General features: G+C 39.6%; 16 protein-coding genes and 1 other annotated feature. Of the genes, 5 read left to right on the forward strand and 11 right to left on the reverse strand.

The window, feature by feature from the left end:
- Positions 1-239 precede the first annotated feature (239 nt).
- From NYE73_RS13635 to NYE73_RS13645, 3 genes are all read right to left on the reverse strand, one after another.
- On the reverse strand, positions 240-773 hold the full coding sequence (locus NYE73_RS13635; protein ID WP_259950273.1) for a GNAT family N-acetyltransferase: 534 nt from the start codon (positions 771-773) through the stop codon (positions 240-242).
- Between the two features lies 1 nt (position 774).
- A complete protein-coding gene (locus NYE73_RS13640; RefSeq protein WP_259950275.1) occupies positions 775-1,593 on the reverse strand; it encodes an alpha/beta fold hydrolase in 819 nt (272 codons plus the stop codon).
- A gap of 205 nt (positions 1,594-1,798) precedes the next feature.
- Entirely contained in the window at positions 1,799-4,987 is a 3,189-nt protein-coding gene (locus NYE73_RS13645) for a BTAD domain-containing putative transcriptional regulator (RefSeq protein WP_259950276.1), read from the reverse strand.
- A 287-nt stretch (positions 4,988-5,274) separates the two neighbouring features.
- Here NYE73_RS13645 and NYE73_RS13650 point away from each other — a divergent pair, with 287 nt between their 5' ends.
- Entirely contained in the window at positions 5,275-5,403 is a 129-nt protein-coding gene (locus NYE73_RS13650; RefSeq protein WP_009371726.1) for a hypothetical protein, read from the forward strand.
- Between the two features lie 55 nt (positions 5,404-5,458).
- On the opposite strand, the gene NYE73_RS13655 is transcribed toward NYE73_RS13650, so the two are convergent.
- Entirely contained in the window at positions 5,459-6,439 is a 981-nt protein-coding gene (locus NYE73_RS13655; RefSeq protein ID WP_009371727.1) for a diaminopimelate dehydrogenase, read from the reverse strand.
- Positions 6,440-6,724: 285 nt separating this feature from the next.
- On the opposite strand from NYE73_RS13655, the gene NYE73_RS13660 reads away from it, so the two are divergent.
- Positions 6,725-7,036 (forward strand): hypothetical protein, encoded by a 312-nt coding sequence (locus tag NYE73_RS13660; RefSeq protein WP_048393103.1) that lies wholly within the window; start codon positions 6,725-6,727, stop codon positions 7,034-7,036.
- A 95-nt stretch (positions 7,037-7,131) separates the two neighbouring features.
- Here NYE73_RS13660 and yeiL read toward each other — a convergent pair whose 3' ends face one another.
- Entirely contained in the window at positions 7,132-7,794 is a 663-nt protein-coding gene (yeiL, locus tag NYE73_RS13665; RefSeq protein WP_259950279.1) for a transcriptional regulator YeiL, read from the reverse strand.
- A gap of 97 nt (positions 7,795-7,891) precedes the next feature.
- Between yeiL and NYE73_RS13670 the strand changes: the two genes are divergently transcribed.
- Positions 7,892-9,043, forward strand: a complete 1,152-nt coding sequence (locus NYE73_RS13670; protein ID WP_048393107.1) for an MFS transporter — start codon at positions 7,892-7,894, stop codon at positions 9,041-9,043.
- A 36-nt stretch (positions 9,044-9,079) separates the two neighbouring features.
- Here the strand turns inward: NYE73_RS13670 and NYE73_RS13675 are convergent, their stop codons facing one another.
- Positions 9,080-10,264, reverse strand: coding sequence for an oxalate decarboxylase family bicupin (locus tag NYE73_RS13675; RefSeq protein WP_048393109.1), 1,185 nt, complete (start codon positions 10,262-10,264; stop codon positions 9,080-9,082).
- A gap of 327 nt (positions 10,265-10,591) precedes the next feature.
- Complete coding sequence (locus tag NYE73_RS13680) at positions 10,592-12,034, reverse strand: aminotransferase-like domain-containing protein (protein WP_259950282.1); 1,443 nt, start codon at positions 12,032-12,034, stop codon at positions 10,592-10,594.
- Positions 12,035-12,144: 110 nt separating this feature from the next.
- Here NYE73_RS13680 and NYE73_RS13685 point away from each other — a divergent pair, with 110 nt between their 5' ends.
- Entirely contained in the window at positions 12,145-12,747 is a 603-nt protein-coding gene (locus NYE73_RS13685) for a LysE/ArgO family amino acid transporter (protein WP_259950284.1), read from the forward strand.
- 42 nt (positions 12,748-12,789) lie between these two features.
- On the opposite strand, the gene ileS is transcribed toward NYE73_RS13685, so the two are convergent.
- From ileS to NYE73_RS13705, 4 genes are all read right to left on the reverse strand, one after another.
- Positions 12,790-15,882 carry an isoleucine--tRNA ligase gene (gene ileS / locus NYE73_RS13690; protein ID WP_259950286.1) on the reverse strand — a complete coding sequence of 1,031 codons (3,093 nt, stop codon included), beginning with the start codon at positions 15,880-15,882 and terminating at the stop codon, positions 12,790-12,792.
- Positions 15,883-15,943: 61 nt separating this feature from the next.
- Positions 15,944-16,182 (reverse strand) — a binding site (T-box leader).
- A gap of 192 nt (positions 16,183-16,374) precedes the next feature.
- Positions 16,375-17,343 (reverse strand): DUF3221 domain-containing protein, encoded by a 969-nt coding sequence (locus NYE73_RS13695; RefSeq protein WP_048393116.1) that lies wholly within the window; start codon positions 17,341-17,343, stop codon positions 16,375-16,377.
- Complete coding sequence (locus NYE73_RS13700) at positions 17,336-17,851, reverse strand: sigma-70 family RNA polymerase sigma factor (RefSeq protein ID WP_081011042.1); 516 nt, start codon at positions 17,849-17,851, stop codon at positions 17,336-17,338. Before NYE73_RS13700 ends, NYE73_RS13695 begins: the two co-directional genes overlap by 8 nt.
- Positions 17,852-17,915: 64 nt before the next feature.
- A complete protein-coding gene (locus tag NYE73_RS13705) occupies positions 17,916-18,359 on the reverse strand; it encodes an Lrp/AsnC family transcriptional regulator (RefSeq protein ID WP_259950289.1) in 444 nt (147 codons plus the stop codon).
- Positions 18,360-18,500: 141 nt separating this feature from the next.
- Between NYE73_RS13705 and NYE73_RS13710 the strand changes: the two genes are divergently transcribed.
- Positions 18,501-19,085 (forward strand): DJ-1/PfpI family protein, encoded by a 585-nt coding sequence (locus NYE73_RS13710; RefSeq protein ID WP_259950290.1) that lies wholly within the window; start codon positions 18,501-18,503, stop codon positions 19,083-19,085.
- Positions 19,086-19,140: the final 55 nt, after the last annotated feature.

Raw genomic sequence — 19,140 nt, forward strand, 5'->3', positions numbered from 1 at the left:
TAGCTCTGTCCCGAAAATGGAGCGAAGCAGAATGGCAACTAAACAACATTTCTTAAAACAAAAAGCAAGAATGTTTAGAAATCAACATTCTTGCTTTTTAGAGTCCACATCTATTTTTCTTATAATTTTTTTCTCATTCCCTACTGCATTTAATTGCAGTGATACATCGGATTCTTATTGCTCTTTTCCTTCTGCATAGCTTTATACCCCTAAATAAAGATGACTTTTAATCGTACGCTTCATGATAACCATTCTTGTTTCAACATACTATACAATAATGAATCTCGCCAAACGCCATCTTGCATTAGCATGTTTTCACGTAATATTCCTTCCTTTGACATTCCTATTTTCTCTAATACTTTGGATGATCCAATATTTCGAGGGTCGCAGGTTGCATAAATACGATGGAGCTTTAATGTTTCAAAGCCGAAAGTCATCATCAATTTAGCACTCTGCGTTGCTATTCCCTTACCCCAATAATCAGGGTTCACGATATAGCCAATCTCCCCGACTTCATTTACAAAATCCCTAATCATGATTTCTACCGCACCTATTAATGTTTCTTGATGAATAATAGCAAAAACATATCGTTCCCTTGGTGTTTGTGTTGCTTCATCGAGAGCATTTTGAATGAATTCTTTTGTATCCTCTTCTGAATTCGGTCCCCATGTTTGATACCTACAAACAACCTCCTGAGAGGCATATTTATGCACATCAACCCAGTCTTGCTGTCTGAATTCTCTTAAAAATAATATATCATTTGCAAGTATCACTTTAATCCATCGCTCCCTCTACACGATTCAACCATTCACTCATCAGCTCGGTAAACAATTCAGGTTGCTCGATCTGCAAATTGTGGCCTGCTCTATCTAAAATGGCAAAGCTTGCTCTGGGAAACTTCTCTAGAAGTGATAACGCGTCCTTATAGCCAACCACAGAATCTTGTTTACCCAGCAAAAAGAGACTTGGCTTATCAAAGGACTTTTCGTCAACGGCAAAGGAAAATCCGTAGCTTTGCTGAATTTTTTCTAAAAATGCCTGATCTGCTAGATTACACCCTGCCAACACCTCTGTTGAATAACGCTCCCAATTATAGGCATCTAAGACAACTTGATTAGCCATAAAATCATCTTGCTCCTGCTGACTTAATGTTGATAAAAAAGCGGTGTCTGCTTGTACAATACAATGCGGTGGCACCGTACGTTGTTCTTTTTCAGGAATGATGAGAGGGCAAATAAAGGCAGTACCTAAAAGTTGATCCACTGATTTCCTCATAATACCGCGCGCTAAATAGCCACCATAAGATTCACCAACCAACAAGTACGATTCTTGTGGAATGATTGTGTGTATCAATTCGATAATCGCTTCTAGCATTTCATCCGAGTTTTGAATTGATGAATAGTCTGTTGTTTTTCCCATTCCCGGAAGATCCAGATAAATACGTTTCCACCCTTCACGTTTTTTAAAAACAGGCTCCATACAGCCCTTCATCAAACGATGATCAGGAGAAAAACCATGTAGCATGATGATAGGTATCCCTGTTCCAATTATTTCGTAGTAAATATTCGCTTTTTTCGTCTGACAAAATGGCATTGTTGTTCCTCCATATAGGTTACATTTTTTTCTAGTTTATATTAGACTACGCCACTGTTGGAGCGAGTTGACACGGTTTATAAGCGGCTCTACCCTTAATTAGAGCGCTTTGTCTACTCTTAGGAGCGGGCCTCCCCTCAATAGGAGCACTTTCATACTACTTAGGAGCAGTTCGAATCACTTCGCTTAGCCTAAACAACACTGGCTAACCCATTATCAAGTCATAGACTGACATGGTGGATTCCATCGGGGTTGTGTTAAGCTCTTGATGTAATTGCTGGACACATTTTTCATACCATTTTAAGGCAAGAGAACGATTATGGAGTTGGTAGTGGCTGTACATGAGCAGGCGATACGCTTCCTCCCAGAGTGCATCTTCGCGTAACATCTTTTCTGCGAAAAAAATGGCTTTTTTATATTGCTGTTGTCTTGTTGCATTTTGTGCTAGTCGTTCCAAGACTTCGATATATAAAAATTGTAGTTTTTCACGGTCCTGCGTAAGCCAGTCGATTTGCTTTTTTTCCGCATAGAGCAAGTCCGTATAGCTCGCTTCTGCTAATAAGAGCCACTCATTGGACAGCTGTGGATCAAATTCGTCGATTCCTAAGCTGTAATAATAGTGAAAACGTTCAACATCAATTTGGAGAAAAGCAATATTTTGTAACTGATACATATTATTTTTCCGCTGAATGAAAAAGCTCTCTTGTCTTGCATGTCGTTGCGGCTCCAACACTTTAAGTAACGTATTTAACACCACCTTAAAATCACGATCCAAGGACTCGACACTACGATCTGGCCATAATGCCTGTGCTATTTCTTCCTTTGGTGTAAAGCGATGGCGATGGCAATAGAGATATACGAATAATTCCTTTGATTTATCACGTTGCCATTCTTTGTCTTCTAGCTTTCGTTGTGTACGAATTAAATTTAAACTCCCGAAAAGATTCATCTGTATTTCATCATGCGGATAACTAATACTATCCTCGACCTGAAAATGATTTTGCAATGCTAATATAGCTGGATGCTCCATCTGGCATTTTTGACTAAATTGCAATAGCTCGTAAAAAACCATTCGATTGCTCGGACCAAGTATCGTTGGCCTTTGTAAGAAGTATTCATAGCCATTTGAGACACATAGTTGTGCAAACTGTTGAAAATACTGTTGAAACGGCTTCTTATTACACTCTTTCAGGGCAATCATTGATTGATAAAATAAGACATGCATCAAGCCATTGCGATCACCGCACTCCTGAAATAGTTGCTGTGTCTTCTTTAATAATTGCTTCGCTCTCCCTATTTCTTGCTCAGAAAGTATTATTTTTACTTCTGCTAAAAGAATAAGCGCTGTCATCCAAGCATCTTGAACTTGCTCCGTTTCCTGTAAGCCCAGTGCTAAGTATTTCTTAGCCGCTACCATATCTCCTAACAAATGTTTGACAATGGCTAACCCCATATATGGCTCCGCCTTCACACGAGAAATATTAATGGCATTCATGAGGGTCAACGCTTTTTCATAGGCTTGACATGCCCCATAATGATCTGGGAAATCCATTAACAGCAGGGCATGAGCCTTTCTGATATAGCCAACCGCCTCTATGAAAATAGACTTCTCTTTTATTCCTCTTCGAATGCCATGCTGGGCAGCATACCAGGCTTCTTTGCCTTGACCTAACAGTGCATAAACGAAAGCTGCCAGCAGTTCACTTTCTCGATGGGTTGCAACAAGCTGAGGCGGTAATTCAAGGCGCTGCGCTAATAACTCCTTGGCCTCCCGTAGTTGTCCTGTTCGTAGTAAAACACGTACATCAACATTTGCTCGCTGTATGACATCCTCTGGCAATGCGACGTCCTCCATAAAGAGCTGTGCACCCTTGGCCTTCCCTAGATTCACTAAATTTTCAGCGTATTGCCGTTGAAGTTCTAGTAATTCCTCTTTGCGCAATGGTGTATGTTTCGCTAGCTCTAATGCTTTCTCGAGATATGGCTCTGCTAAAGCAGGTTGAATGGTGTCTAAGTAAATATGGGCTATCCCAGCTTGTGACTTTGTCATAAATAGGTGATCCCGCTGCTGCTGTGCGAGGATTGCACATTTTTCATAGGATTGTTTCGCTTTCTCATAATAAGCTCGGTAGCGATGACATTCACCCTCAAAATAATTTAATTTATAAAATTTATCTTTTTCCTGTGCACTAAATCGATTGATTTTTTCGAGCAACCATTCAAATTGACCAGCCCGTACGATTGATTCTGCATGAAGCTGTAGGAGCTCTCCGCAAAAATGATGATCATTCGTTTTAAAGGCATGATACAGGACAGCTATAATATTTTGATGTTCTACATAATACAATGCTGCTTGTTTATGAAGGTCCGCATGTTGTGTTGGATACTGTCGCCATTTCATTTCTAAAAATCGACTAAACAATGCATGAAAACGATAGAAGCCATCTGTTGTCACAGGTTGGATAAATAAATGACGCTGAGTTAATACATTCAGCATTTGCGCAATCTCAGCGCCATAAAACGCTTTCAATAGCTCCGCAGAAAAGGTAGGAAAAATCGCTAATTTTAAGATGGTCTCCTGCTCAGTAGCAGTCATCCTACTATAAACTTCCTCTGATAAATATGTGAATAGCTCATTTGTGGGAATCGTCAGCCAATGATCTAGCGAAGCATGATGCCATTGCTCTGCCAATAAGGAAATGCTAATGGCCCAGCCTTCAGTGATCTCTAATACTTTTTTCATTTCAGCCTCGGATAAATGTACTTCTACATATTCTTCAAAAAACACTGCAATCTCCTCAGTTGAAAATGCCAGTTCGTCCTCTTTTATAACGAGCCATCTTTTTTGTAGCTTTAATTTCCTCATAATATCCCAATTGGGTAGTGTTCTGGAAGCCAAAATAAAATGAATGCTGGGTGGAGCAAATTCAATGATTTTTTCCATGAAATAATTAATAGGAAAAACATGATCTACTAGGTGAAAGTCGTCAATCACGATGAGAAGAGGCTCGTCTATATCGCAGAGGCAATTGACAAAAAGCTTATACCATCGATTGAGCTCATCCATTTTTGGAAAGCGGGATAATTGGTTCCACCCATCAAATGTATGACCAAAATTCGGTACGACGCGCTGTATACTAAAAAAGAGGTGCCTCAAAAAGGGTAATAAATTATCATCTTCATCAGAAATACTATACCAAGAAAACGTACTTGATTCGGTTGCAAGAAATTGAGTTAGAATGGTTGTTTTACCGTACCCTGCACCACTATGCAAGAAAGTACAAGTATGATGATGACTTTTCTTTAGCGTTCGCATTAGTGTTGCTCTATTAATACAATGCGTGGATGGATTGGGGGCCATACATTTTGATTGAATAATAATATCTGCTGTCATATAAACATAACCTCCATATTTTGTAAGGTTACAAAAATTTCTACAAAAATTCAGATTATTAAATTATTGACAGTTTACCATATTTTTTATGTATTTTTATAGATTTTATCCCCATTTTTTGTTTGAGGGATGGAAGTAGAATTTAGTTGGTATTTTCTTCCCAATTTTAGTATCCTGTTATATTACTAAAATTTAGAAGGAAAGTGTCTAAATGAACCGCCTTTAAATATAGAGATTATACGAGTTCCGATTATAATGGAACTGCTTTACTGAGCGAAGGAATTTGAGTGAAGTATGGATATGTGGTTATTGCAATTCCAAAAGACTTAGTACCATTTATGAAAGAAAATTTAACAGTGGCAACTAGAAAGGCTATTCTTGCTATAAAGGAAGCATTACTTTTAGCAAAAAATTAGACTTAAAAAAATTCCCGATTATCAACTCAATGATAATCGGGATTATTAGCTACGTTTATAGTAATTCTTTACGTAATTCAGCAGCTGATTTTGGCGAAAGTAGGCTGAATGGGATATCAAATACTGTTTTCGCCCCTTTATCACCCGCTTGACTTAAACGGTGTGCTGCACGTGCATAAGCCACTAATACGCTAGATGTAAAGTTTGGATTACTGTCCAGTTTTAATGAGAATTCGAGAATTTGTTTATCGTTTGCACCACTGTCACCACTGCGAATGACAAAACCACCATGTGGCATACCAGTATGATTTGCTTTAAATTCATCTTCAGAAATGAAGTTCACTGTTGTGTCATATTCATCGAAATAGTTAGGCATTGTGACAATTTCTTGTTCAACCTTTGTTGCATCTGCACCTTCTTCTAATACAACCCAACATTCACGTGCATGTTTTTCACGTGTTGTTAGTTCAGGGTTTTCACCGTTACGAACTCGTTCTACCGCTTCTTTTATCGGTAATGTGTATTGAACAGCATTTTTTACGCCTTCAATACGACGAACAGCATCTGAATGTCCTTGACTTAGGCCATCGCCCCAGAATGTATATGTTGTACCAACTGGTAATACTGATTCTCCAAGTAGACGATTTAAAGAGAATAGACCTGGATCCCAACCAACTGAGATAACAGATACTTTACCAGATTTTTGTGCCGCTGCATCTACAGCATCGAAAAATTCAGGAATTTTCGCATGTGTATCGAAGCTATCAATTGTATTAAACCATTGTGCAAAATGTGGACCTTGCTCTGGTAAATCTGTTGCAGAACCACCACATAAAATCATAACATCAATGTCGTTTTGGAATTTTTCAGCGTCATCTACTAAATATACGCTTGCATTGCTTGCTACGTTTACTGTTGAAGGATCACGTCGTGTGAATACTGCTACTAATTCCATATCTGGATTTTGTGAAATGGCATACTCCACACCACGTCCTAAATTTCCATATCCTACAATACCTACTCGAATTGCACTCATTAAAAATTCCTCCTAACGATTTTCGCGACTTTGTGAAAACTTTCACGTTAAATCTAATTACAATAATACTTCGTGTTAGAAAAATTCACAATAGTTTGAGTATGAGTTTTTTAAAAAGAATTTATATCAGTTTTCTATGGTTTTTATCCCATAATGGTATGAATACGGTTACAAATCACTAAATTTTCCATGAACCTTAAAGTTATTGTAAAAGGCTTGTAAATAACGGCTATTTTCCCACTTAGTCTTGTACAATAACTGTAACGACAAAAGGGGGCATGTTGAATGAAAAGTACTGGTTACTCATCAAGCACAGCATTGGCACAAGGAGAACTACTTGCATTCCATATGACACAAAACTCAATGAACAAGCATAGTGAATCGATACAAAGTGGCAGTAAGCAACAAGGAGATTTTCCAACAAATAATCATTTATGTATCGGTGTTTTACCTTTTGACGTTTTAGAAAACATCCCTGACCTCTCCATCCAAAAAAACAAGGTAAATGAAGTGGACTTTTACCATAGTGGTAAGGATATCGCTCGCTGGTTAATTAAAAAAAGTGAATACAACAAAAATGGATTTGACTTCATTTAAAGAAGTCAAATCCTTTTTAATTTATAACTTATAAAATTGAATTAATTCCCTCAGCTGATCTGCACTAATAGGCAACCTTTATGGAATGGTTGTTTTCATAGTATTTCCTGTGCAAGCTGTGCGAGACGGTTTTTATCAATAATTTGGTAGCCTGTCTTATGCTTTTCCAATATCCTCTCTTCACAAAACTGTGCCAAGACATATAGTAAATGGCGATAAGATACCCCTAAATATTCGCAGATTTCCGTATGTTTTTCCTTGTAGACACCTTGGTCGGCTGATAATTGGATAAAGGCTGCTAAGCGATTTTCCAGCGGATAGGCCTGATTTTGTGTATATTTAGATGTCATTTTTGTCGCTTTTTCCCCTAAAAATACACAAAGTCTACGTAAAAACAAAGCATCCGCAAGTAACTTCTCCTTACATGACTGTGTAATCGAATAGCAAATTGTTTTGGTGACGGTTTGTATCCCCTTTGTATACCTAGCCTCGTTTAACAATTCAATTTCCCCCATAAAAAGAGGAGCTTCTAGGTATTCAATTAGTGAAACCTTCCCATTTTTATGTGTCATATAGAGCTTCGCCTTTCCTTCTATCATGTAATACACGGTGTCTGGAAAGGAGCCTTCCTGGAAGATCCACTCCCCCTTGTCAAACTGGCGGACTTCTAAATAGGGATTGATATCAAATGAGAAAAAATCATCGATCGGATATTTCTCAAGATAATGGGTACGGGCTTCAGCTGTTAAAATATGCATTTTTTACTCTCTCCTATAAAAAATATGAGATATCTCACATTATTGTAGCGATGAACATGCTATTATTCAACATAGTTAATGGAGGTACGGAAATTATATGAACAATCAACGATGGCTTTCTCAGAATTTCTTTACATTTTTTATCACTTGGGGCATTTTCTTACCCTACTGGACAGGTTGGCTGGTGGATGCGAAACATCTAACCGTCTCGCAGGCAAGTGTAGTGATGGGCTGTGGGCTCCTAGCTCGTGCCACATCCAATCTCTTCTTCTTCCCAACACTTGCAAAATACGTACACAATAAACGACTCATTACAATTTTAGCAATAGGCTCGTTGCTAACTGCCTTGCTCTATATTCCAAGCACAGGCTTTACAGCATTATTAATCGTGACCATTTTATTTAGTGTTTTTTACCCAGCGCTATTACCTGCTGTGGAAAGCAGTGCCGCTACGCTTGTGCAGTATGGCAATATTCATTATGGTAAAAGCCGTTCCTATGGTTCATTTGGCTTTGTCATCGCTGTTTTAATTATTAGTATGCTGACAGGCGTTTTTGGAAAGAACATCATCTTCTGGAGCATGATTATAGGGTTGGTGGGCATGTTACTTATGCAACAATTAGCAACACCAAAGGAATTACTCGTAGTACCAACAAAAGAACAGCGTGCAAAATCATTGTCGATGAAAACACTATGGACTATCAAAGGCTTCCCGATTGTTTTATTCATCGTAATCTTGCTACAGGGTGCACATGCCTCCTATTATAGCTACGGTTATATTTATTTAGAAGATTTACAGGTTGATCCATTCTATATGGGTATGATTATTAATATCGCTGTTATTTGCGAAATTCTTTACTTTATGAAGGCTGATACGTTATTGACGAAATGGCGCTCATCATCCTTATTACTCTTAGCAGCGAGCGGCTCTTCCCTACGTTGGTTACTTATCTTTTTGTTCCCAAATGTCTGGGTATTTATCGCTTCTCAAACCTTGCACGCATTATCCTTTGCATTAGCCCATTTTGCCTTTATTCGCTACTTAACAAAAGCGCTACCAAAGGAACAAATCCCCAATGCACAAGGTTTATACTCTGCATTAGCTATGGGCTTAAGTACCGCCATCCTTACATTTTTAGGTGGCTATTTATACGAAATATCACCAGGTCTGTCCTTCGCAGCCATGCTCATTTGTACAATACCAGCCATCGCTATTTTGCTAATGACACGCAAAAAATATCAATATTAAACAAAAAGCAGGTGGAGAACTTCCCACCTGCTTTAATTATTTCGGATAATAGGAAAAACCAGGATATTTTACAACCGGCCATTTTTCTTTTCTGAGAGCCTCAAGCAGCTCAGGACCGACCTGTAAATTACTTTGCACCAATTCTGTCGGCGTTAACGCCATCCATTGATTTAAGGATACATCCTGGAATCGATCACTTTTAAACATTTCTAAAAACCATAATGGCTCTGTTCCAGTATTTTCAATATAATGCCCCGTCGCAAATGGGACATAGCCAACATCTCCCGCCCGATAATCAAATGTTCGAGCCGTTCCATTCCCTGTGAAAACTGTCATACGGCCTTTTCCTTGCAGATAATATTGCCATTCATCGTTGTTAGGATGCCAATGCAACTCCCGCATCGCCCCTGGCTCAATTTCCACCAGTGCAGCCGCGATATTTTTAGAAATTGGGAAATTAGTCGAATCGACAATGCGCACACTGCCTCCAGGTGTTTTTAATGGAGGCTGTGCTAACAGACGATGTTTAAAGGTTTGCGGAACCTCCCCATATGGAGATTGCACTTTCTGAGAATCAATTGGCCCCGGAACCCGATCCTGATAAATATATAGCTGTTCACTCGGGATGTGATCGAAAGCATGAATAGGAACCCCAAAATTCGCTGATAACACTTCTTTTGGCGTATGAGCAAACCAATCTGAAATTGACAGTGTGTTCAGATCTGAGAAATGCCCATCATCAAATACTAATAAGAATTCACAGCCATCCTCAAGTCCTTGAATGGAATGAGGAATGCCAGGTGGAAAATACCATAAATCACCGGGTCCCACATCCGCTATAAAGTTACAACCATTCTGATCGACAGCTGTAATGCGAGCATGGCCAAGCAGCATATAAGACCACTCTGCCTGTTGATGCCAGTGCAGCTCACGTACGCCTCCTGGTGTCAAACTCATGTTCACACCCGCCAAAGTCGTAGCAATCGGTAATTCACGAACCGTAATTTCCCGTGACCACCCACCTTGATTTAAGGTCATATGCGTGTCTGAAAACGAGAATCGTAAATTAGGAATCAAACCCGCATCAGTCGTTGGTGGCACTAGCATATCAGGATTTTCTAAGTCCCTCATAATATCCCGTGGCCCCTTATCCACCCCTCCAGCCCCATCACCTCGAATAGGCTGAGGCACCTGAAAATAACCCGGTGGCAAATTTTCCAATCGTTCACCTCTTTATGTTTGTAATCAAAATAAAATACTTCTATTCTTCTAAAATGTATGGATACACAGCTTGGATTATTCACTTTCTTTTCTGGCAGTGGGTTGGCTACTAAGCATAGATACTTTATTGAGAGAGGAGCTTGCTACATTGATCACTTTTCGCTAATTTTCGAGCGGGTTCTTCAGTTGTTTGATCACTTCTCATCTACTTTGGAGCGGATTCCTTACTTGTTTGATCGTTTCTCAACCACTTTAGAGCGGGTTTCTCACTTCTTTGATCACTTTTAGAGCAACCTTCTCTCGTTTCCCTAACTTCAGGGTAAGTCCTTACTTACTCTTTCGTCCAATAGCCTCCACCGCACATTCATGTAGGATTTGTACTCCTTCCTGTAATTCTTCATAGGTTGCATAGGCGTAGGATAGACGAATATGATGATGATCTTGTGGATCATAGATATAGCCGGGATTGATTAATACTTGCCGCTGCAACAGCTTCATAAAGAGGTCTTTATCTACAAGCGGCTCATGAAACTTGAGCCAAATATAAAAGCCTCCCCTTGGTTTGCTCCAATTCGCCACATCTGTAAACTTCTCCTTTAAAAGCTGTTCCGTAAAATCGGCTCGCTCCTGTAATTGTTGACGTAATCCTGCGAGATGCTTTTCATATTTTCCTGATTGCAGCCAATGTAGGACAATTTCCTGAGAAATGGCACTTGAGCCATAGTCTGTTTGCATTTTTATATCGGCTAATCGCTCAATCACAGTGGTTGGACCGATGAGCCAGCCAATGCGTAACCCTGGGCTTAAGGTTTTAGAGACGCTGCCAATATAAAGAACTTGTCCACTATTATCCATGGCCTTAAGCGGCGGTGATGCCTCTTCAAAAAGCAATTCATGATAAACATCATCTTCTACAATCGGAATCCGTGATGCCTGACAAGCTTCATATAGCTGTTCTTTTTCTTGTGTTGTCCATACATGACCTGTTGGATTATGTAAAGTAGGAATGGCATAAAACACGGCTTGTTTCTTTCGTTTCCTTTGCGCTAATGTTTGAGCAAGCTGTACATCACGTTCAATGCTAATCATTTGCATGCCAACTGACTGAAAAGGGTGAACAGAATTTAAATAGGAGGTTGGCTCCTGAAACACAATAGACCCTTGCTCTAATAAGCCAACAGCAATTAATTGTAGTGCCTGAAGTGCACCTGAAACAATACAGACGTTTTGAGGCTCAGCGGGAATGCCTCTTTTTTGAACATATTTACAAATAGCTTTACGAAGCTGATCATTACCTTGTGGCGAAGAGTAGCCTAATGCTTTGTGTTGAAAGGATAGCTCTCGCAGTGAAGCTTCTATTTCCTCGGTTGGCAACAAACTGGGTGCTAGCTCTCCCGTTCCTAAACGAATTACATCCTCGCGCTGTTCGTATTCGTTAATTAATTGGATGGTATGGTAGTTTGGCTTGTGGATGCTTGTTTCGATATAAGTTTGCCAATTCGGCTGTGTTTGTTGGATTAATGCATGCCAGGAATTGTGCGTAACATAAACACCAGAGCCTACCTTTGCTTCAAGAATGCCCATTGCTTTTAATTCCTCCAAAGCCTGCTGAACTGTGCTACGATTCACATCGAACTGCATGGCTAGCTGTCTTTGGGTAGGTAGTTTTGTCCCTGCTGCCCAGTCTCCTCGCTCCACATTGGCTGTTATCCACTGTACAATCTGCTGCTGTAATGTATTATCACTTCGTCTATTCGGCTGCCAGCTCATGTTCCTTCTCCTTCCATGCAATGAAATTGGGTGGATAAAAAACCATCCAATTGGTCGTTTTCTTTTAGTTATACCATATCTAAAATAAGTAAAGAAAGGAGGAATGGTCATTGGAAGCTTTTCTTCATGGGATCATTTTAGCATTTGGACTCATTTTGCCATTAGGTGTACAAAATGTTTTTGTTTTTTCACAAGGTGCTACACAACCAAGTTTATTACGCGCTTTGCCAGCAGGTGTGACAGCTGCGATCTGTGATACACTGCTTATTCTACTTGCGGTATTCGGTCTGTCATTAATAGTTCTACAATTTGAGTGGTTGCGTATCACTTTAATGACTATTGGTATCATCTTTTTACTTTACATGGGCTATAGCATTTGGCGTTCAAATCCAGCAAACACTGAAAATAGCGAAGCATTGCCTATAAAAAAACAAATTCTCTTCGCACTCTCTGTATCAGTTCTAAATCCACATGCTATTTTAGATACAATCGGTGTTATTGGTACAAGCGCATTAAAATATAGTGGAACCGAGCAAATAATGTTCACTGTTGCTTGTGTGTTCATTTCCTGGCTATGGTTTTTCGGTCTCACATTGACTGGCGCCTCGTTCAAAAAACTAGACGGCTCTGGAAAATTGATGCGACTATTTAATAAATGCTCCGCCGTCTTTATTTGGGCAACAGCATGTTATCTGGCAAGTGGCTTATTTTAACGTACATAGAAAAAGCTCAGGAGGTAACCCTGAGCTTTTCTTTTATAGAGAAACAAATAAAGTGAGCTTTTCATTAAACAATGCCGTCTCAATGGATTTTGCATGAGGCCATTGCTCACCATAATGAATAGCTTTGACTAATACATTTTCTTGTAATAAAGCTTCGTGCTGCTGAATCATGAAAAGTACCCCTGCACTACCATTAAAGGCAATCGATACATATTGCGCCACTGGTAGCTGCCATTTTTTTCGTGCATCTTGTATTGTACGAATTAATTCTCGTATTTGCCCTTCTTGTAGTAAGCTCTCTGTAAGTTGAACATTCATCAAGACACGGCAAGTGCTATCCTCCGCTAAAATATAATGGTCCTTGACGATTGATTCAGCTATTACATGTTCTCTTAATAATGTTAGCTGTTGACCGTCCATCATGAGATCCACAGTTTCATAATGTTGTAGCCTTTGTTTCTCTTCCTCTGTTAATGCCAACACATACTCTTTTACTTGATGAACCTTTGGACCAAATGCCGCTCCCGCTGTTTTAAAATTCAATTTATAATGCACGCTTTCATAGGCTGAAAAATCATGTGTCCATCTACAAGCTTTGATGTTTAACTCATCTTGAATGAGTTCGCTATAGGCTTGGTAATCCGACAGTTCACCTTTTAGGGCAACAATGAGTTCACTTAAAGGCTGCTTGACCTTTATTCCCTGACTATTGCGAATGCTACGTCCAAGTTCCACAACTGTTAAGACCGTTGCCATTTCTTGTTCAAGCTTCACATCCACTAGTTGATCGTCGAATAGTGGATATTCCTCAAGATGAACACTTTTTCCAGATAGTTGACGGTAGATATCCTCTGCTATAAATGGTGTAAACGGTGCTATTAATTGACAAATGGATGTCAGTGCCTCGTAAAGTGTGCTAAATGCACCTCGTTTATCTGCTGTCATTCCATTTGCCCAAAATCTAGCACGTGAACGACGTATATACCAGTTGCTTAACTCTTCCACCAATTGACCAATTTCCCTTGTAGCCTGTGTAAATTGATAATCATCCATAGAGGTTGTGACAAGCTGGATAGTGTGATGTAAGCGGGACAATATCCAATGATCTAGCTGTGAACGTGTACCTGTATTTGTAGCATCATACGTAAAGTCATCGATCTGGGCATACATGTCATAAAATTTAAACGTATTGTCGAGTGTATCCACCAGCTTAGATTTCGCATCTAAGACAATTTTCTTCGAAAAACGCTTTGGATTCCATGGGGAGCTATCAACTAAAAATGCCCAACGTAGAGCATCTGCTCCATACTCCTGGATTAACTCAACAGGCTCTAATGCATTGCCTTTACTTTTGGACATCTTCTGTCCATGCTCATCGAGTACATGCCCTAACGATAGCACATTTTTATAAGGTGGTTTTCCTGTAAACAAGGTCGATACTGCTAATAAGCTATAGAAAAATCCTCGCGTTTGGTCGATACCCTCAATGACCACATCTGCTGGAAACTGATGATGAAAGTTCGCTACGTCTTCAAAAGGATAATGCTGTTGGGCAAATGGCATCGAGCCACTGTCAAACCAAACATCGATAACTTCAGGCGTACGTTTCATGTCGCCCTGGCAGACAGGACAGGTACAGACAATAGCATCTATAAATGGCTTATGGAGCTCTAATTGTTCATTGACAGCTCCTTTGGCTAATTGTTGTAGCGCAGCAACACTGTTAGGTGCCTCCTCATGATTGCAATCCTGACAGATCCACACATTGAGTGGTGTCCCCCAATAACGATTACGACTAATATTCCAATCCACTAAGTTTTCTAGGAAGTTGCCAAATCGTCCATCCTTAATATGGCTAGGGTACCATGTCACCTGCTGATTATTTTGTAAAAGCTGCTCTTTTAATGCCGACATTTTGATAAACCAGCTATCTGTTGCATAGTACAATAATGGTGAATCACAGCGCCAGCAATGCGGATAGCTATGCTCATATTTTTCTTTAGTAAATAAAAGCTCTTTTGCTGCAAGCATTTTAATGATATCGACATCACAATCTTTCACAAATCGTCCAACAAGCTCAGGTACCGCTTCTGTATAACAGCCTTTAAGATCAACTACATTGACAAAGGACAAGCCATGTTGCTGCACCGTTTTATAATCGTCCTCTCCATAAGCAGGTGCTATGTGTACAATTCCTGTTCCACTATGCTCTGTCACATAATCTGCCATGACAATGATATGCCCTTTATCGACGGTTACATAGGAAAATGGTGATAGATAGGAAACACCTGCAAACTCCTGTCCGTCATGCTCACTTAATATTTCTACAGGCTCTGAAAAAACCTTTGATACCAACGATTTGGCTAGTATATAGATGCTGTTTGCATGCCTTACACGGACATATCGAAGAGCAGGATTCATAGCCAAGGCTACATTGGCTGGTAATGTCCAAGGCGTCGTTGTCCAGCCTAAGATATATTCGTCTCGATCCTCTAGCTTAAACATTGCAGTAACGGATAAATCCTTAACATCCTTATAGCCCTGTGCCACCTCATGAGAGCTTAAGGAAGTTTGACAGCTAGGGCAATAAGGTGAAACGCGATGTCCTTTGTATAACAGTTTTTCCTTGTGAACATGGCTTAAAATATGCCACACAGATTCAATATAGTCATTACTTAATGTTAGGTAAGGATCATCCATGTCAAGCCAGTAGCCAAGCTGCTCTGTAAAAGTACGCCATTTTTGCTCATAGGTAAAAACGCTCTTCTTACATGCTTGAATAAATTGCTCCACCCCATAGTTCTCAATCTCCTGCTTTCCTGAGATTCCTAATGCCTTTTCTACCCCTAATTCCACAGGCAACCCATGTGTATCCCAACCTGCTTTGCGTTCAACTAAATAGCCTTGCATTGTTTTATAACGTGCCACCACATCTTTTATGGTTCTACCAAATGCATGGCCAACATGTGGTAAACCATTCGCTGTTGGGGGTCCCTCATAAAATACAAAGGGCTGCTGTTCAGCACGATTACTTACAGATTTTGCAAAGGTCCCTTCTTGCGCCCATAATGTACGAATCCTTGTTTCTCGTTCAACCGTTGTTTCTTTCTTTTGTTCTTTCTGCATATTAGTTCCTCCTATACAAGCAAATTTGTATAAAAGGCATACAAAAAACCCCGTCCCAAGGAAAAGGGACGGGGTTAACCGCGAATACCACCCTAATTCTATTGACACGATGGCCAATAGCACTCAGCAACGTACAATCATACGTGTTCTTTTTAACGGTAGACACCCGGATTAGCTTACTCCATTCAGCTAATCTTCTCAGAGAGGATTTTCATGTAACACCTGCACACCGACTTCCACCAAATGTCGGCTCTCTGTAGAACAAAGTGAAACACTACTCTTTCTCATCAACGAATTTGTATGCTTTTATTGTCCTTCATCTTAGCAAATTACCAATTGTCTGTCAACGGAGGACAATCTTAAAAAATTTCGTTGAGACAAGTGGCAATACTTTGATGGAGATCATCATATTGTGGCTGTTGAATGGTTTGAATCAAAAAGCTCTTCAGCAATGTTTTACTATTGAATAGCACGAGAATGTCTAGCTTCTTGTTAGTGAGATTCCTTTACTATTTTCATTTCTACGATATCCTTATAATCAATGAATGGCTGAGCGTCATCGTTCCCAATCGACTGTCTATATTGAACTTCTACTCGATCTCCAACTGATAGTGTTTGCGGGACATCCACTAGAGGGAACCATGTACCATTACTATGTTTTTGCACTAATTCATCGACAGATTTTTGCCCAACCTCGCTAGCCAAGACGCCTGAGACAACTAAAAATTCATGTTCCTTGATCGCTAAGACCGTTCCACTTCTGATGAGCTTCATTTGGCTGTCCTTTTCTGGGATTTTATATTTTTCTCGTAAGGCGGCAATGTCTTTATGATAATGTTGTTCTAAATAATTCATGGCTTCTTGCTCGACAAGCCATGTACGAATGGGATTACTTACATCCTTATAATCGGCTTGGCTTGCCTCCCATAATAAGTCAAATGTAGCCATTTTATAGGCAATTGGCTTGCCATAGTTCTCTATAAACCCTTCGTTTGTGACTTGCAACATTTGCAGAAGCTTATCATAAGTTGGCCGAGTATCATCCTCATAGCTCCACTCTTCCATGAACTGTTCGAGTGCCTTATCTACTTGCTCTTGTGTAGGTACTAGTTTTTTCGATTGCGCATAAGCAAAGGTCGATTCAAAATATAAAAAATTATCAAAGCTTGCCTTATATAAACGATTCTTTCCGTTCATAAAAGAATCAAGTTGTAAATATAGCTCTAAAATCCGCTCATCTAATACGGGTGGAATAGTAGAAGCTTGCTGTTGTTGTTCATTATATTGCTGATATATAAACAGCCCTATGCAGACACTTAAAATCATAGCCAAAACACCATATGGCCAGCGTTTTGCAGATTTTTTTTCTTGGCGTTGCTGTAAATGCTGAACCACATTTGTCATCACACGCTTTTTACTTTCTGATAAATCCCTTACTACGCGTGCATCCATTTTACTCATGCAGGAGCACCTCCCATTCAACATGCTGTAATTGTAGCTTCAATAACTCTCGCCCACGACGTAGCCTTGTTTTGACGGTGCTTTCAGGAATCGTTAACAGCTCTGCAATATCTACCACAGGCATTTCTTCAAAATAAAAATGTATAATGACCTCTCGCTGTTTGAAAGGGAGAGCTAGAATCGCATTTTCAATCAAAGTACGTTCATCTTGCTGTACAAGCATATCTCTTCTCATAACGGTTTGCTGCGGAAAAATCTTCTGTTGCACTTGAATTTTCCGATAGGTCCAGCTACGTAAATAATCTTTACTTCGATTACTAACTAATTTCGATAAATACGCCTTTAGCTCCCCACGTTCCTCATAGTTTTGCTGATTATCATAGAACTTAATAAAGACATCCTGTACGATATCTTCAGCACTTTGTAAATCTCTCACATAGTAAAAGGCAAGACGAATAAGCCTCTCTGTATGCTGTTCCATTATTCTTTCCAGTTCATGAATTAGCAACATTCTTCCTCCTCTCTACCCTATAAACGGTGCTCACGGCTTCGAGGTTTGCTTTTTTTGTCATTTACTCCAAATCATTGTCAGCAAATGGTGCAATCACTTGTTTTTCCGTTGAAGATAACACGATATTAGTAGAAGGTGTGCCATAGGGCATAGCCGCATCAATAAATTGTTCTAATGTTTCTACTGAATAGGTCGCTAATTTAACAATATAGCTAATTTCCCCAGCCACTCGATAACATGCCAAAACATCAGGATGAGCATTACAAAATGAAGAAAGACTTTTACAATCAATGGACTTAAATAAAATAATGGCTTCAATCGTACGCTCCATCTTTTTCAGATTTACCTTTGCATGATAGCCCTCAATCACACCCTGCTCCTCTAGCTTTCTGATTCTTTCAATAACGGCAGGAGAGGATAAATGAACGGTAGTGGCTAATTCCTTCATAGAGATTTTGGCATTTTGCTGTAACTGCTGTAATATTTGTGTATCAATATGATCCATGGTCCTTCACCTTTCTAAATAAATTATTTATGACATAATACCTTTTCAAATAAAGTTTTTTACCTAAAATCCATTATACAACGTATGTAATCTTTTCTCCCTTTTGTTTACAATAATATCAATAAAGGAGGCAAATCAAACATGAAAAAAATATTGTTACTATTAGCAAATGGCTTTGAAGCGGTGGAGGCAAGCGTCTTTACTGATGTGCTCGGCTGGAATAAGTGGGAAGGTGATGGTACAACAGATGTGGTTACGGTCGGCCTGCATGAACAGCTGCAATGCACCTGGAATTTTAAAGTCACTCCTGAAAAATTGCTTCATGAAGTTGTATTAGAGGATTTTGATGCATTAGCGATTCCTGGAGGCTTTGAGGAAGCCGGTTTTTATGAGGATGCGTTTAGCGAGGAATTTCAGGCAGTCGTTCGTCACTTTGATGAACAGAAAAAACCGATTGCAACAATCTGTGTAGCTTCTCTTATTTTAGGCCACAGTGGAATTCTTCAGCATCGTCAAGCAACAACCTATAATCATCCAACAAGTAAACGTTTAGCACAGCTAAAGGGCTATGGCGCAGCAATTGTCAACGAGCGCATTGTGCAAACTGATCATATCATCACCTCCTCCAATCCAGGAACAGCCTTTGATGTTGCCTTTCGCTTACTAGAAACTCTAACATCTGCTCCAAACACAGCGAAAGTAAAAGAATTAATGGGCTTCCACTAAAGCATAAAAAAAGTAGGCTTACACCAATATACTTGGCATAAACCTACTTTTTGTA

Origin of the sequence: Lysinibacillus sp. FSL K6-0102 (assembly GCF_038003545.1) — a bacterium.
GTDB lineage: Bacteria > Bacillota > Bacilli > Bacillales_A > Planococcaceae > Lysinibacillus > Lysinibacillus capsici.

Excerpts from the sequence above, each read along its gene's own strand:
- NYE73_RS13660 (WP_048393103.1), top strand. The coding sequence starts at position 6,725 with ATGAAAAGTACTGGTTACTCATCAAGCACAGCATTGGCACAAGGAGAA.
- yeiL (WP_259950279.1), bottom strand. The coding sequence starts at position 7,794 with ATGCATATTTTAACAGCTGAAGCCCGTACCCATTATCTTGAGAAATAT.
- NYE73_RS13710 (WP_259950290.1), top strand. The coding sequence starts at position 18,501 with ATGAAAAAAATATTGTTACTATTAGCAAATGGCTTTGAAGCGGTGGAG.
- NYE73_RS13670 (WP_048393107.1), top strand. The coding sequence starts at position 7,892 with ATGAACAATCAACGATGGCTTTCTCAGAATTTCTTTACATTTTTTATC.
- NYE73_RS13655 (WP_009371727.1), bottom strand. The coding sequence starts at position 6,439 with ATGAGTGCAATTCGAGTAGGTATTGTAGGATATGGAAATTTAGGACGT.
- ileS (WP_259950286.1), bottom strand. The coding sequence starts at position 15,882 with ATGCAGAAAGAACAAAAGAAAGAAACAACGGTTGAACGAGAAACAAGG.
- NYE73_RS13695 (WP_048393116.1), bottom strand. The coding sequence starts at position 17,343 with ATGAGTAAAATGGATGCACGCGTAGTAAGGGATTTATCAGAAAGTAAA.
- NYE73_RS13640 (WP_259950275.1), bottom strand. The coding sequence starts at position 1,593 with ATGCCATTTTGTCAGACGAAAAAAGCGAATATTTACTACGAAATAATT.
- NYE73_RS13645 (WP_259950276.1), bottom strand. The coding sequence starts at position 4,987 with ATGACAGCAGATATTATTATTCAATCAAAATGTATGGCCCCCAATCCA.
- NYE73_RS13680 (WP_259950282.1), bottom strand. The coding sequence starts at position 12,034 with ATGAGCTGGCAGCCGAATAGACGAAGTGATAATACATTACAGCAGCAG.
- NYE73_RS13705 (WP_259950289.1), bottom strand. The coding sequence starts at position 18,359 with ATGGATCATATTGATACACAAATATTACAGCAGTTACAGCAAAATGCC.